Raw genomic sequence first — 13,553 nt, 5'->3', positions numbered from 1 at the left:
GATTGGGGCCTCATGGGTTCGAGACGGCGCTGGCGCGCCTCCTCACCATGAGGATCTGCGTTACTTATACGAATCCGGATCCGGCGAATCCGACGGCTTGGCGAACTGGTTCTTCAGTTCGGCGCTGATCGGCGAGTTGAGGTTCAGCCCCTTGGGCGGGATCTTCTGCGTGAACCATTTGTCGTAGATCTTCTGGCCCTCACTGCTCGTGTAGAGCGCGGCGGTCGCGGCATCGACCACCTTCTTGAAAGCCGGATCGTCCTTGCGCAGCATGATGCCGTAGGGCTCGGGCTTTGAGAACGCATCCTTGGAGATGACGTAATCGCCGGGCGCTTTTGAGCCGGCAACCAGGCTCGCGAGCAGGATGTCGTCCATCACGAAGGCCACCGCGCGATCGGTCTCGACCATCAGGAATGCCTCGGCGTGATCCTTCGCCGGGATGATGTTGATGTTGAGGCCGCGCGCCGCGTTGGCTTCGGTGAGTTGCTTGATATTGGTGGTGCCGGCGGTGGAAACCACTGACTTGCCCTTGAGATCGTCGATCGAATTGATCTTGCTCGCCTTCTTGGTGACGTAGCGGCTAGCGGTCAGGAAGTGGGTGTTGGTGTAGGAAATCTGCTTCTGGCGCTCGGCGTTGTTAGTGGTCGAGCCGCATTCGAGATCGATCGTGCCGTTGGCAAGCAGCGGGATGCGCGTCGACGACGTCACCGGGTTGAGCTTGATCTCAAGCTTGTCGAGCTTGAGCTCTTTCTTCACGGCATCGACGATCTTGTAGCAGATGTCCATGGCGTAGCCGATCGGCTTCTGGTTATCGTCGAGATAGGAGAACGGAATCGACGAGTCGCGGTAGCCGAGCGTAATGGCGCCGGTCTCCTTGATGTTCTTCAGCGTCCCGGTGAGCTCCTGGGCCGTTGCCGGTCCGGCGCACAACGCACCCGCGACCAGACAGCCGATAATATGACGGTGTTTCACGTAACTTCTCCCTCCAAAGGTTTCAGATGATTGCTCATCCACCCTAACTCAGCAACTTGCCGGGCCGTTTGGCCGGCGGTCTCGAACCTGTCCTGGCAAGACCGCCCCCGGCGTGCCCGGCACTATGCCTGCACAATTCGGACCAAAACAGATTTAGCGCCCGTTGGCCATCATGCATTCGGCCCCTGAATGCGACTAAAGACAAAGGCAACGCCCATTTGTCGCGGCCGATCGGGACCAGCCGCTTCCGGCCGGAAGCCGCCACGGTGCCCTCCGTTAACCAAGCCACGCCGCGTCCGCTGAGCGCCATCCCGCACAGCACATCCGACATATCGCTTTCAATGACCCGCACACCGAAAACGGGGGCGGTCTCCAGGATAAGATCGACCAGCCGGGCGAAATAAACGCCGGGCGAATACATCAAAAGCGGCACCGGATGCGACGCCCGGCCGGGCAGCGCCGCGCCGCCCTTCGTCACCAGCGCTTCGCTGGCATAGGGCCGAAGGAATTCGGTGCCGAGGGTGACGCGTTCGTAGCGATCCGGATCGAGATGGATCGGCTGCTGGGCGTGGTGGTAGCAGATCATCAGGTCCACGTTGTCGGAGACGAGCGAGGTGACGAGATCATGGATGTTGCCCACGACCACCGAACAGCTCAACCGCCGCTCCTGTGACCAGGCCTGCCACCAATGCGGCAGCCGCGCGGTGGCCATGGCGAACGGCAAAGCGATGCGGATATGTTCATTGCGGCGAAGCGGCTTGCCGCCCAGCTCGACGCGGCTGTCGAGCATCTGCCGCAGCAACTCGCCGGCATGCTCGCGGAAGCGCTCGCCTTGCGGCGTGAGCTGCGTCGGGTAGACGCTGCGGTCGATCAGGCTGAAACCGAGCCAGGCTTCGAGCGATTTGATCCGGCGGCTGAACGCGGCCTGCGACGTATTCCGCTTCTCCGCCGCGCGCGTAAAATTGCCGGTCTCGGCCACCATCAGAAAGTCCTGAAGCCAGCGAAGCTCCATCACGCTCCCCGTATTGCAGGCGATCGCGGCGCGGCCGCCACGACGGTCGCCTTGTGGCCGCGCATGGCCGCACGCGCCAACCGGCGCCAGTTCTCGACAGGAAATGTGAAGCTCCATGCCGGCAAACGTAGCGGGTCGCCACGCGGCATGACCAATGCAAGCTTTGCATCGCCTCGGCTCGCTTTCGCTTCTGCGGCAGTCCTCATCAATTCTCGCCCGCTCATATCAGCCGTTCCGCATTCTGCCATGACGCAGCTTCCTTAGCCCGCCAAGGTTCCGGCAGGTTATGCAATTTTTGCATCATGCAGACTTGGCATCAATAGCGATGTTCGGGGGCCTTAAAGCTGGTGAGCAACTTCGTCCGATCGGTTCTCCCGTTTCGATCGGACGATCACCAGGACGAGCCCTCGAAATGAAGATCTGTGTACTTGGCGCCGGCGTTATCGGCCTGACGACCGCATGGTGCCTTGCCGAGGCCGGGCACGACGTCATCATCGTCGACCGGCATGCCTCCACCGCGAAAGGGTGCGGCAGCGCCGCCAATGGCGGCCAGCTCTCTTACGCGTTCGTGGCGCCGCTGGCGTCTCCGGCAACACTCAAGAAGCTGCCATCGCTGCTGCTGTCGCCGGATGCGCCGATGCGCATCCGCGCTAGCCTCGATCCAGCCTTGATCTCCTGAGGCGCGCGATTCCTGCTTGCCTGTCGGCCGGCGGCCGTGCGCGAGACGGTTGCAGCCCAGCTCGCCCTCGCCGCCTTGAGCCGGAGCGAGCTGGCGCGGCTGACGCAAAGCCTGATGCTCTCATTTGGATTGCGAACCGCCGGTAAGCTGGTGGTGTTCAGGAGCAAACGGGAATTCGACGCGGTGCGGCGGGCCGTCATGGCCACCGGCGAGGATGGCGGGCAGCAGGTCCTGACGCCGACCGAATGCCTGGGACTCGAGCCCGCGCTCAGACTTGACGCAGGCAAACTCGCAGGCGGGATTTTTACGGCCTCCGAGCAGGTCGGCGATTGTGCGGCGTTTTGTGCAGGGCTGACGTTCCGACTGCGACGGCAGCGCAATGTCGAATGGGTACTCGGTACGGAAGTTGTCGGGCCGGTTCGATCCGGCGGCCGGCTGGCCGCCATCAACACCGGCCAGGGGCCTGTGCAGGCAGACCATTTCGTTTTGTGCATGGGCGCGGCATCAGGTGCATTTGCGAAGGCGTGCGGATTCTATCTGCCGATCTATCCGCTCAAAGGCTACAGCATCACGCTTTCACCGGCGCCGGAGGCGCGCCCTCTTCGGCACAGCGTCACGGATATGGAACGCAAGCTGGTGTTTGCGCCGCTCGCGCGCGACGGGCGCACGGCCATAAGGGTTGCCGGCATCGCCGATCTCGAAAGCGACACCCAGATCGACGCAGGACGCGTCGAAGTCCTGCGCCGCGCCTCGGCCGAATTGCTCGGGATCGACACAGCCGGTGACGTCGAGCCCTGGTGCGGGCTCCGTCCGATGACGCCGGACAGCCGGCCGATCATCGGCTGGTCGCCGCTCGACGGCCTCTTCATCAATTCAGGACACGGCATGCTGGGCTGGACGCTGGCGTGCGGCAGCGCGCGGCTGACGGCGGACATGATCGATCGCAAGCGCTCGGTCGCGCCGGCCGGGGCGTTTGCCCTGTGCCGCGCCGCCTAACAAGCGGTAACGTTGCCAACGAACGGCCCGACAATCCAGGCTAGTCGTGATTGCCTGAATTCGCATGGTGCGGCGGCGGCCAAATTCCGTAGTCCGGGATGCCGCGGCAGACCGATTGACCCTTACGGCATTTTCCAGCCTGTTGCGACGCGGACGGCGCCCCTCAGCCGCCAACACGCTTTTCTTCCTGGGCGATTTCAGGGAAGATCGAGCCCGGAAATAAACAAGCGGCTCTCGTATCAAGGGAAGCTGCAGGGGAGTGTTGCATATGTTCAGACGTAGCCATTTGGCGACCGCCATTGCTGCCTTCATGCTGATATCCGCAGCCGCCGGCGCGCAAGAATATCCGACCAAGCCGATTACACTGATCGTCCCATGGCCGGCGGGCGGTTCGACCGACATTTCGATGCGCGCGATCGCCGAGAGCGCTTCGAAGGTTCTGGGGCAGCCGATCGCGATCGACAACAAGGCCGGCGGCTCCGGCACCGTCGGGCCCGCCACCATGGCGGCAGGCGCCAAGCCTGACGGTTATACCATCGCACAGATTCCGATCACGGTGTTTCGGCTGCCGCTGATGCAGGAAGTCTCGTGGGATCCGGCCAAGGACTTCGCCTACATCGTTCACCTCACCGGCTACACGTTCGGTGTCACCACCAGCGCCGAGTCGCCGTTCAAGACCTGGCAGGACGTCGTCGATTACGCCAAGCAGAATCCCGGCAAGGTGACCTATGCGACGCCGGGCGCCGGCACGTCGCTGCATATCGGTATGGAACAGATCGCCTCCATGGCGGGGATCAAGCTGACGCAGGTGCCGTTCAAGGGCGGCGCGGAGACCAATGCCGCGGTGCTGGGGCAGCACACCATGCTGCAGGCGGACTCGACCGGTTGGCGCCCCTTGGTCGACGCCGGCAAGCTGCGGCTCCTGATGGTGTGGACCTCGGCACGCTCGCCGAACTATCCCAACGTACCGACGCTGAAGGAGCTCGGCTACCCCATGGTCTATGACTCGCCTTTCGGCATTGCCGGACCGAAGGGCATGGATCCGAAGATCGTCGCCAAGCTGCACGACGCCTTCAAGAAGGCACTGGACGATCCGGCCGTGATCGCCACGCTCGCCAAATTCGACATGGTGCCGAACTACAAGAACACCGAGGACTACAAGAAATTCGTCGTCGAGGTGACCGAGTCCGAGCGCAAGGTGGTCGACAGGCTCGGGCTGGCGAAGAAGACGAACTGAAAACCGCCGTGTCCCGGGCGATGCAGCGCGCAAGCGCTGCTTCGCAGAACTGGGACCCCATGAGGCCACGTGTGGATCCCGGCTCTGCAGCACACCGCTCCGCGCTGCGCTGCGTCCGGGGAACGGCTGAGAGTTATCTATGAGTAACGACAGCAACGTCAAATTCCGCTTCAACAATTCCGAACTGTGGGGCGGGCTGATCGGGCTCGCGCTTGGCGGTTTTGTCGTCTGGTCCGGGCTCAAGCTGAAGCTCGGCACCATCAACGATCCCGGCGCCGGCTTTGTGCTGTTCTACACGGGCATCCTGATTTGCCTGTTCGCTATCTCGATCATCGTCGCGGCGTTAACCGAAGGCGGGCCTACCTTCGGTTCGCGCTGGGAGAATGCGCGCTGGACCAAGCCGGTGATCATCATCGCCTGCCTCATCGCGTTCGCCTTTTCACTCAATACGTTCGGTTTTTTGCTGTCGTCGATTCCATTGATGGTGCTGCTGCTGCGCCTGGTCGATCCGGTGCGCTGGCAGCTGACCATTCCGATTGCGCTGCTGGTCCCGCTCGGCATGTGGTGGATCCTCAAGCGCCTGCTCCTGATCCAGTTGCCTTCCGGCATCTTCGAAATCGGCTGACCGAACCATGGACACGCTCATCAACGTCGCGCATGGCTTCGGCGTCGCGCTGCAACCGATCAACCTGATCTATTGCTTCCTAGGCGTCTTCATCGGCACGCTGGTCGGTGTCCTACCCGGCATCGGTCCGATTTCGGCGATGTCGCTGCTGCTGCCGATAACACTGTCGGGAACGCCGGAATCCGGCATCATCATGATGGCCGGTATCTATTACGGCTCGATGTATGGCGGATCGACCACCTCGATCCTGGTCAACATTCCGGGCGAAGCCGCTTCCGTTGTCACCTGCATCGACGGGCACCAGATGGCGAAACAAGGCCGCGCCGGCCCGGCGCTCGGCATCTCGGCGTTCGGCTCGTTCTTCGCCGGCACCTTCGCCCTGATCGCACTGATGCTGGTGGCACCCAAGCTCGCCAGCGTTGCGATCGCCTTCGGACCGGCCGAATATTTCAGCCTGATGGTGCTCGGCCTCGTCGTTCTGACGTTCCTGACGCAGGGCTCGATGGCGAAGGCGCTGTTGATGGCTTGCATTGGCGTCGTCCTCGGCGTGGTCGGACTCGACAGCATCACCGCGCAACCGCGTCTGACCTTCGGCCGGTTGGAGTTGATCGACGGCATCGGCCTTGTCCCGGTGGTGATGGGCTTGTTCGGCGTCGCCGAGGTCCTGATTAACGCCGAGCACGTCATCAAACGCGACGTCATCAACACGAAGATCACGCACCTGCTTCCAAGCAGGGAGGACTGGAAAGCCAGCGCAGGCCCGATGTCACGCGGAACGATCCTTGGATTTCTTCTCGGCATCCTGCCCGGCGGCGGCGCAGTGATCTCGTCATTCGCGTCCTATGCGCTCGAGAAGCGGCTGTCCAAAACGCCGGAGCGGTTCGGCCGCGGCGCAATAGAGGGCGTCGCGGGTCCCGAAGCGGCCAACAATGCCGCTGCCGGCGGCGCCTTCATTCCGCTGATGACATTAGGCATTCCACCGAATGTGGTGATGGCACTGCTATTGGGCGCTTTCGTCATTCATGGCTTGCAGCCGGGACCGCTGATGATCACGCAGAACCCCGGCCTGTTCTGGGGCATCGTCGCCAGCATGTATATCGGAAATCTGATGCTGCTGGTGCTGAACCTGCCGATGATCGGCATGTGGGTGCAGCTCCTGAAATTGCCCTACAACATCCTGTTCCCGCTGATCATCCTGTTCACCATCATCGGGGTCTATTGCAGTAGCAATAACGTGTTCGACGTCTACGTGATGATCGCGTTCGGCATTATCGGCTATTTCATGCGCAAGCTCGGCTACGAGCCGGCCCCATTGGTGCTGGCCTTTGTGCTGGGGCCGATGCTGGAGAACAATCTGCGCAAATCGCTGATCCTATCGCAGGGCAATCTGATGACCTTCGTCGAGCGGCCTATCTCGGCCGCCTGCCTGGCGTTCGCTGTGATGCTGCTCGTCGCGCCGCTGCTGCCGGCGCTGCGCAGGAAGCGCGAACTGGTCGCGCTGGATGAAGGGGTGTGAGGGGCCGGAGCAGTGCCGCGCCGCGTACACCTGCTGCTAGAGCGGGATGATTTTTGGTTTGATCGACTTGGCCGCGGACGCGCTTCACCTCTCCCGTTCGCGGGGGTCGAGACGAGCGAAGCTCGCTCTTAGGTCGGCGCGAAGCCCCGGGTGGGGGCTCTCTCCACTCGGGTAGTGTCGCCCGCGGAGACGCCCCCACCCCATAGCCGATGCTCCGCATCGGCGTTCTACTAAAGAACGGCGGCCATGGGCCGCCTATGCCTCCCCCGCAGGCGGGAGAGGGAGCGCACCTTCTTCGTGGTCGCAATCAAACCCAATTTCATCATGCTCTCTAGTCGCCCGCTTGTTCCGCCGCTTCGCGGCACGACAGGCACCAACCATCCTCATGTAGCCAGCAATTCTCCTCTTGTTCATGAGGGTCGCTGCGCAGCGACTTGACGCCGGCGCCGCGATCATGCGCCAACGCTTCTGCGAGGCGCTTACTCACCTCATCATCGCGTGCACCCGCGAATTCATAGAATAGAACCCGACACAAGAACCGCGCGCTGAACTTGTCAGCGCGGAGGCGCGTGACCAGCAACATGCCGCCGAAACCTTCAGTTGGCGTCATGGGAAACAATAGGCGTCCGCCGGGCTTCAATGCGTCCAGCCAGGCCGGAAGCGGATGCGTCGCTCCAGCACTGGCGACAATCACGTCCGCGGGCGTGAGAGGATGACCGGTGCCGTCGCCATTCGCGACTATGACCTGCGGCCATGGTGCGAGGGCCGCACGCGCCAGCTCTGCAAGTCGCGGCTCGATTTCGATCGCCTCCACGGCGCCATCACGACCGACGAGTTCAGCGAGAATGGCAGTGTAATAGCCCGTGCCGCAACCGAGATGCACCACATGTTCGTTGGCCGCGATATCAAGCTTGTCGAACACGAAAGCCCAAAGGCTGGGCTGGCCGTTGTTGAGGCTGCGGCTTTCGTCGAGCGCGATCAGCACATCATGATAGACGTGACATGGATCGTCATCGGGTGTGGTTCGATAATCCGCCATGTTCCAGGAGCTTTTGATCCGCCAAGGCCCGGGGCCGACGAACCTCTCCCGCGGCACGTCCGCAAAGGCCGCCTTCACCGCGGCTGAACGCATATCGGCGACAAACCAAAGGTCTTCTGCATAGTGTCGGCGCTGGACTTCTACGGAATCGGACATCAAGGCCTCTCAACCAGGGGGTGAGCAGTCAGCGTAGCACATCAAAGATGCAGCCGCTGTAGCCTCATCACACTTTTGCTCGCCCGGATTGAGCTGTGGCCTATCTGTTCGTGATGCACTCGGGCTGGTCCCGGGCGTCCACGTTCTTGGTCATCCCGCGCAAGGGCGTGGATGGCCGGGACGAGCCCGGCCATGACGCAAGGTGAGGCATTTTCGTTCAAGCCTTGCGCTTGATCTCGCCGAGATCCCAGAAGATCCCCGCCATGATCGCCAGCGCCTCTTCCGTCACGGGCAGCAGGATGTGCTCATCCGGCGCATGCTGCGAGCAGCCGGGATAGGAATGCGGCACCCAGATGGTCGGCAAGCCCAGTCCTTCGGCGAACACGTCGTTGGGCAGCGAGCCGCCGAAATTCGGCAGGATCGCCGGCGCTTTGCCCGTGGTCTGCCTGATCGAGTTCGCCGTCCAATTCACCCAGGGGCTGTCGACATCGGTGCGCGAGGCGGCGAAACGCTGTGTGCCGCTGACTTCCACCATCGGAAAGCCATTGGCATGCAGGTGCGCGCGCACGGCGTCGATGACCTCTTGATATCTGGTGCCGACGACGAAGCGGAGCTGCAGCACGGCATTGGCGCGTCCAGGAATGGCGTTGGCCGGCTTCTCGATACTGCCCGACGACATCGCCAAAACTTCCAGCGTATTCCAGGCAAACAGTCGCTCCGCCGGTGACAATCCCTCCTCGCCCCAGTCGGGCGCCAGCGCCGGCTCGTCCTCGGTCGGCTCGATCTTCACGTCCGCAAGCGCCGCGCGGACGGCGTTTGAAATGCGCGGCGGCTTGAGCGCGTCGAGCTTCATTCGCCCCTTGCCGTCGACGAGGCTCGCGATGGCATTGCAAAGGATCGTCGCGGGATTGGCGAGCACGCCGCCCCAATTGCCCGAGTGATGGCCGCCTTCACGCAAGTTGACGTCGAGGTGGATGCGGTTTCCGCCGCGGCAACCGAGGAAGATCGTCGGCCGATCGGCCGAGAGCCGCGGCCCGTCTGACGCCAGGAACAGATCGGCCTTCAACTCCTCACGATGGGCTTCGCACACCTGCCGCAGATCGGGCGAGCCTATCTCCTCGCCGGTCTCGATGATGAATTTGGCGTTGAAGCCAAGCTTGCCGCCGCGTGCCTCGCGCACGGCGCGCAACGCCGCGAGGTTGATGCTGTGCTGTCCCTTGTTATCCGCGGTGCCGCGTCCATAGACGCGCTCGCCCATGGTCGTGACCCGCCATGGATCAAGATTGTCGCGCCATTCGCCTTCCATGCCGTCGACGACGTCGCCATGGCCATAGGTGAGCACGGTCGGCAGCGAGGCATCCTCGCGATAGTCCGCGAGCAGGTACGGACCCTTGCCAGTTGGCGATTCGATCAGGCGGGTGGAGAAGTCGAGCGCGGCGAAGGCCGGCTGAAGGTCGTCGACAAGATAGGCGCGCAACGGCTCGCCGCTGCCGGGGTTCTGGCTTTCGGTCCGATATCCAACCCGGCGGCCGAGTTCGGCGAGAAACGCGCCGGAATGGAGATGCTCGCGTACCCGCGCAATCGCGTCGGCTCTATCAGCCATGTTTCTTTTCCTTTGTTCGCTAGCGTGTGGGGCCGCAACCTATCGGGATAAGCCGCCCGCTGGAAGTGGCAGGGCCTGTCGAATGGGCCTTGCTAAACGCAGCGAGGATGCAACAATTTCAGGCAACAGCCCGGCGTTTAACCGGGCAAATGCGCGAGGGAACTGCGCGCTACGAGGTTCGCGTCATGACAAAACAAATCCGGCTCAATGCCTTCGCCATGAACTGCGTGGCGCACCAATCGCCGGGGCTCTGGACCCACCCACGCGACCGCACGCTGGACTACAACCGCCTGCCCTACTGGCTCGATCTGGCGAAAACGCTGGAGCGCGGCCGGTTCGACGGACTTTTCCTCGCCGATGTGCTCGGCGTCTACGACGTGTTCGGCAACAGCCCGGATGCGGCGGTGCGCAATGCCGCGCAGACGCCGGCGAACGAGCCGCTGATGCTGATCCCGGCGATGGCTGCGGTGACGCAGAATCTCGGCTTCGGCGTCACCAGCAATCTCTCCTTCGAGCCGCCCTACCCGTTTGCGCGGAGAATGTCGACGCTCGATCACCTCACCGAAGGACGGATCGGCTGGAATGTCGTGACCGGCTATCTCGACAGCGCCGCCCGCGGCGCCGGCAAGGATAGGCAGACAGCGCATGACGACCGTTACGAGATCGCGGATGAATACATGGAGCTGGTCTACAAGCTCTGGGAAGGAAGCTGGGAGGACGACGCCGTGCTACGCGACCGCGCGCGCGGGATTTTTGCCGATCCTTCCAAGGTGCATCGCATTCAACACGAGGGCCGTAACTACCGGCTCGACGCCATCCATCTTAGCGAGCCGTCGCCGCAGCGGACGCCGGTGCTGTACCAGGCCGGCACCTCGCCGCGTGGCCGTCAGTTCGCGGCCCAACACGCCGAATGCGTGTTCATGTCGGGCCCGTCGGCCAAGATCATCGGGCCGCGGGTCGCCGCGATTCGTGCGCTGGCGCAGGAGATTGGACGCAACCCGGCCGAAATCCTGATGTTCTCGATGATGACGATCATTCTCGGCCGCACCGAGGCGGAGGCGAAAGCGAAATATGCGGACTATCGGGCGCACATCGCGACCGAGGGCGCGCTGGCCTTGATGTCGGGCTGGATGGGCGTCGATTTCTCAAGCTACGACCTCGATCAGGAAGTGCGCCATGTCCAGAACGACGCCGGCCGCACCGCGCTCGACAACGTCACCCGCGCCGATCCTGATAGGGTCTGGACCGTGCGCGAAGTCGTCGAGCATGTCGGTATCGGCGGCGCGGGCCCGGTCGTGGTCGGCACGCCCGAGAAGGTTGCCGACGATATCGAGGCTTGGTTCGAGCAGACCGACGTCGACGGCCTCAACGTCGCGTTCGCCACTTCGCCCGGCGATTTCGAGGATATCGCCGACATGCTGGTGCCTGAATTGACAAGGCGACGACGGTACAAGAGCGAATATGCGAAGGGAACGCTGCGGGAGAAGCTGTTCGGTGCAGGTCGCGCGCGGCTGACGGAGCAGCATCCGGCGGCGAGATATCGCCCGCATGTACAGGCGGCGGAGTAGAGCGATGCTGGGCCCGCCGTCATTGCGAGCGAAGCGAAGCAATCCATCGCGCCGCAAGCGGAGGAATGGATTGCTTCGTCGCGTTGCTCCTCGCAATGACGGGGCGATCAATTCACCGCATTATTCACCACGACCTCGATCAGCTTCGCGCCGGGGCGGCTGAAGGCCGACGACAATACGGATTTCAATTGCGAGGGATCAGTCACCTTCGTCGCCTCAAGACCCAGCGATTTCGCCAAGCCGGTAAAATCCACCGGGGGATCGACAAAATCCATGCCGACGTAGTGATCGTCGCCGTGGAAGGCGAGCAGCCGCTGCTTGATGATGCGGTAGCCGCCATTGTTGACGATGACGAAGGTCAACGGCAGCTTGTGGTTTGCGGCCGTCCACAGCGACTGGATCGAGTACATCGAGCTGCCGTCGCCGGAATAGCAGACCACTGGCCGCTGCGGATTGGCGAGGCTGACGCCGACGGAGGCCGGCAATCCCCAGCCGATGCCGCCTGAGGCGAGCGCATGATAACCGTAGCGGTCGCGATGCGGGCGCAGCGCGATTATCTGCCGCGACGACGTTAGTCCTTCGTCAACCAGGATGGCGTTGTCGGGCATTGCCTCGACCACTTGCAGCGCCAGCCAGTCCGGATCGATTGGCGAGGTGTTGGCATGTTTCGAAATCTGCTCGACCAGCGGCTGGCGCCGCGCCGTCCAGTTCTTCGAGGCAAGTGCGTCTAATCCCTCCCTTGCGCGCGCCTCGAGTGCACTGCCACCCGCGGCCTTCAGCGCCGGCACCAGCGCGCGCAGCGTTTCCCGCACGTCAGCCTTGAGCGCGATGTCTGCGCCGTAATTCCTGGCGAGGTCGTGGTCGACCAGGCCGATCTGCACGATCGATAGCCCATCCGGCAACGGATCGACTTCGCTGTAGACCGACATCCGCAAGGGATCGCCGCCGAGCGCGATGATAAGATCGTACGGCGACAGCGCGTCACGGGCGATCTTCTGGATGCGCGCCAGCGCACCCATGAAGCACGGGCTTTCCGACAGGAAATGCGCGCCATAGGGTGTCGGCGACTGGTAGGCTGCGCAACCCAGCGTTTCCGCGAGTTGAGCAGCCTCCCCCAACGCATCGCTTTTCACGATCTCGTCGCCAACGATGATCACCGGCCGCTCTGCTTTGAGAATCCGCGCGGTGAGCGCCTGCAACGACTCCTCCGACGGTTTGACGCGCGTATCGACGCGGGTTGAGCGGCCAAGCTCGATGCCCGCCTCGGAATTGAGGATGTCGCCGGGCAGCGAGATGAACACCGGCCCCGTCGGTGGCGTGGTCGCGATCTTGGCGGCGCGGCGCACGATCCGTGGCAGATCCTCCAGCCGCGTCACCTCCACCGCCCATTTGACCAGCGGCGCAGCCATCTGCACCAGCGGACCATAAAGCACCGGCTCCGTCAGGCCGTGGCCCTGCTCCTGCTGGCCGGCCGTCAGGATCAGCGGCGTGCCGGTGAAGCTGGCATTGTAGAGCGAACCCATCGCGTTGCCGAGGCCGGGCGCGACATGGACATTGCAGGCGACGAGTTTTCCGGAGGCGCGGCTGAAGCCGTCGGCCATCGCGACGACCAAGCTTTCCTGCATCGCCATCACATAGGTGAGGTCGGGATGGTCCTTCAGCGCGTGCATGATCGGCAGTTCGGTGGTGCCGGGATTGCCGAACAGATGCGTAACGCCCTCGTCCTTTAGCAGTGCAAGGAATGCCGAACGGCCGGTGATCTTGTTCTTCATTTTTCCTCCCGCCGCCGCTTCGTTGACGTGCGGGGCGGAGGCAGATGATCAAACTTGGCGCGTGTAAGCAATGGAGGGCGGGTATGGCTGCTCTGCACAGGATTTTTCCGTGTCCCGGACACGGTGCAGCGCGGCAGCGGTACACCGCGGGACCCGGACACAAAAGCGCGAAAACAACCCCATGCAAAGTAGAATGGGACCCGGCTCGCAGCACTCAGGCCGCTTGCGTCCGACGCACGAGATGGTCCGTCGTCACGGCCTCATCCCGCTCTAGGCCGTGTACTCATCTGTGGACGCCCCGCGAGATGCAAGCGATTTTTGAAGCGCATTGGCGCGTAGTCGGATGCTGCCATCTGTCCGGCCTCTGATGCAGCGATA

General features: G+C 63.0%; 11 protein-coding genes. 6 read left to right on the top strand and 5 right to left on the bottom strand.

Annotated features, from left to right (window positions below):
- Positions 1-60: 60 nt before the first annotated feature.
- The gene (locus IVA95_RS38170) at positions 61-957 is read right to left on the bottom strand and encodes an amino acid ABC transporter substrate-binding protein (protein WP_247515286.1); all 897 of its coding nucleotides are present in this window, start codon (positions 955-957) and stop codon (positions 61-63) included.
- 58 nt (positions 958-1,015) lie between these two features.
- Positions 1,016-2,101 (bottom strand): LysR family transcriptional regulator, encoded by a 1,086-nt coding sequence (locus tag IVA95_RS38165; protein WP_247515225.1) that lies wholly within the window; start codon positions 2,099-2,101, stop codon positions 1,016-1,018.
- Between the two features lie 295 nt (positions 2,102-2,396).
- Between IVA95_RS38165 and IVA95_RS38160 the strand changes: the two genes are divergently transcribed.
- From IVA95_RS38160 to IVA95_RS38140, 5 genes are all read left to right on the top strand, one after another.
- Complete coding sequence (locus IVA95_RS38160; RefSeq protein ID WP_247515224.1) at positions 2,397-2,663, top strand: FAD-dependent oxidoreductase; 267 nt, start codon at positions 2,397-2,399, stop codon at positions 2,661-2,663.
- A 36-nt stretch (positions 2,664-2,699) separates the two neighbouring features.
- Complete coding sequence (locus IVA95_RS38155) at positions 2,700-3,659, top strand: FAD-dependent oxidoreductase (protein ID WP_247515223.1); 960 nt, start codon at positions 2,700-2,702, stop codon at positions 3,657-3,659.
- Between the two features lie 268 nt (positions 3,660-3,927).
- Positions 3,928-4,896 carry a tripartite tricarboxylate transporter substrate binding protein gene (locus tag IVA95_RS38150; RefSeq protein ID WP_247515222.1) on the top strand — a complete coding sequence of 323 codons (969 nt, stop codon included), beginning with the start codon at positions 3,928-3,930 and terminating at the stop codon, positions 4,894-4,896.
- A gap of 139 nt (positions 4,897-5,035) precedes the next feature.
- Positions 5,036-5,521, top strand: coding sequence for a tripartite tricarboxylate transporter TctB family protein (locus IVA95_RS38145; protein ID WP_247515221.1), 486 nt, complete (start codon positions 5,036-5,038; stop codon positions 5,519-5,521).
- 7 nt (positions 5,522-5,528) lie between these two features.
- Positions 5,529-7,037: a tripartite tricarboxylate transporter permease gene (locus IVA95_RS38140; RefSeq protein WP_247515220.1), complete on the top strand. Its 1,509-nt coding sequence runs from the start codon at positions 5,529-5,531 to the stop codon at positions 7,035-7,037.
- Positions 7,038-7,368: 331 nt separating this feature from the next.
- On the opposite strand, the gene IVA95_RS38135 is transcribed toward IVA95_RS38140, so the two are convergent.
- Both IVA95_RS38135 and IVA95_RS38130 read right to left on the bottom strand, forming a co-directional pair.
- Entirely contained in the window at positions 7,369-8,022 is a 654-nt protein-coding gene (locus tag IVA95_RS38135; protein WP_247515219.1) for a methyltransferase domain-containing protein, read from the bottom strand.
- A 427-nt stretch (positions 8,023-8,449) separates the two neighbouring features.
- Positions 8,450-9,835, bottom strand: a complete 1,386-nt coding sequence (locus IVA95_RS38130; protein ID WP_247515218.1) for a M20 family metallopeptidase — start codon at positions 9,833-9,835, stop codon at positions 8,450-8,452.
- Positions 9,836-10,020: 185 nt separating this feature from the next.
- Between IVA95_RS38130 and IVA95_RS38125 the strand changes: the two genes are divergently transcribed.
- Complete coding sequence (locus IVA95_RS38125) at positions 10,021-11,403, top strand: LLM class flavin-dependent oxidoreductase (RefSeq protein ID WP_247515217.1); 1,383 nt, start codon at positions 10,021-10,023, stop codon at positions 11,401-11,403.
- A gap of 107 nt (positions 11,404-11,510) precedes the next feature.
- On the opposite strand, the gene IVA95_RS38120 is transcribed toward IVA95_RS38125, so the two are convergent.
- The gene (locus IVA95_RS38120) at positions 11,511-13,175 is read right to left on the bottom strand and encodes a thiamine pyrophosphate-dependent enzyme (protein WP_247515216.1); all 1,665 of its coding nucleotides are present in this window, start codon (positions 13,173-13,175) and stop codon (positions 11,511-11,513) included.
- Positions 13,176-13,553: the final 378 nt, after the last annotated feature.

The sequence above is a fragment of the Bradyrhizobium sp. 157 genome (assembly GCF_023073815.1).
Taxonomy (GTDB): Bacteria; Pseudomonadota; Alphaproteobacteria; order Rhizobiales; family Xanthobacteraceae; genus Bradyrhizobium.
Note: the sequence above shows the minus strand (reverse complement) of the source record. Positions and strands in the feature narration are given on the sequence as shown.

Excerpts from the sequence above, each read along its gene's own strand:
- IVA95_RS38165 (WP_247515225.1), bottom strand. The coding sequence starts at position 2,101 with ATGGAGCTTCACATTTCCTGTCGAGAACTGGCGCCGGTTGGCGCGTGC.
- IVA95_RS38160 (WP_247515224.1), top strand. The coding sequence starts at position 2,397 with ATGAAGATCTGTGTACTTGGCGCCGGCGTTATCGGCCTGACGACCGCA.
- IVA95_RS38150 (WP_247515222.1), top strand. The coding sequence starts at position 3,928 with ATGTTCAGACGTAGCCATTTGGCGACCGCCATTGCTGCCTTCATGCTG.
- IVA95_RS38145 (WP_247515221.1), top strand. The coding sequence starts at position 5,036 with ATGAGTAACGACAGCAACGTCAAATTCCGCTTCAACAATTCCGAACTG.
- IVA95_RS38140 (WP_247515220.1), top strand. The coding sequence starts at position 5,529 with ATGGACACGCTCATCAACGTCGCGCATGGCTTCGGCGTCGCGCTGCAA.
- IVA95_RS38130 (WP_247515218.1), bottom strand. The coding sequence starts at position 9,835 with ATGGCTGATAGAGCCGACGCGATTGCGCGGGTACGCGAGCATCTCCAT.
- IVA95_RS38125 (WP_247515217.1), top strand. The coding sequence starts at position 10,021 with ATGACAAAACAAATCCGGCTCAATGCCTTCGCCATGAACTGCGTGGCG.
- IVA95_RS38120 (WP_247515216.1), bottom strand. The coding sequence starts at position 13,175 with ATGAAGAACAAGATCACCGGCCGTTCGGCATTCCTTGCACTGCTAAAG.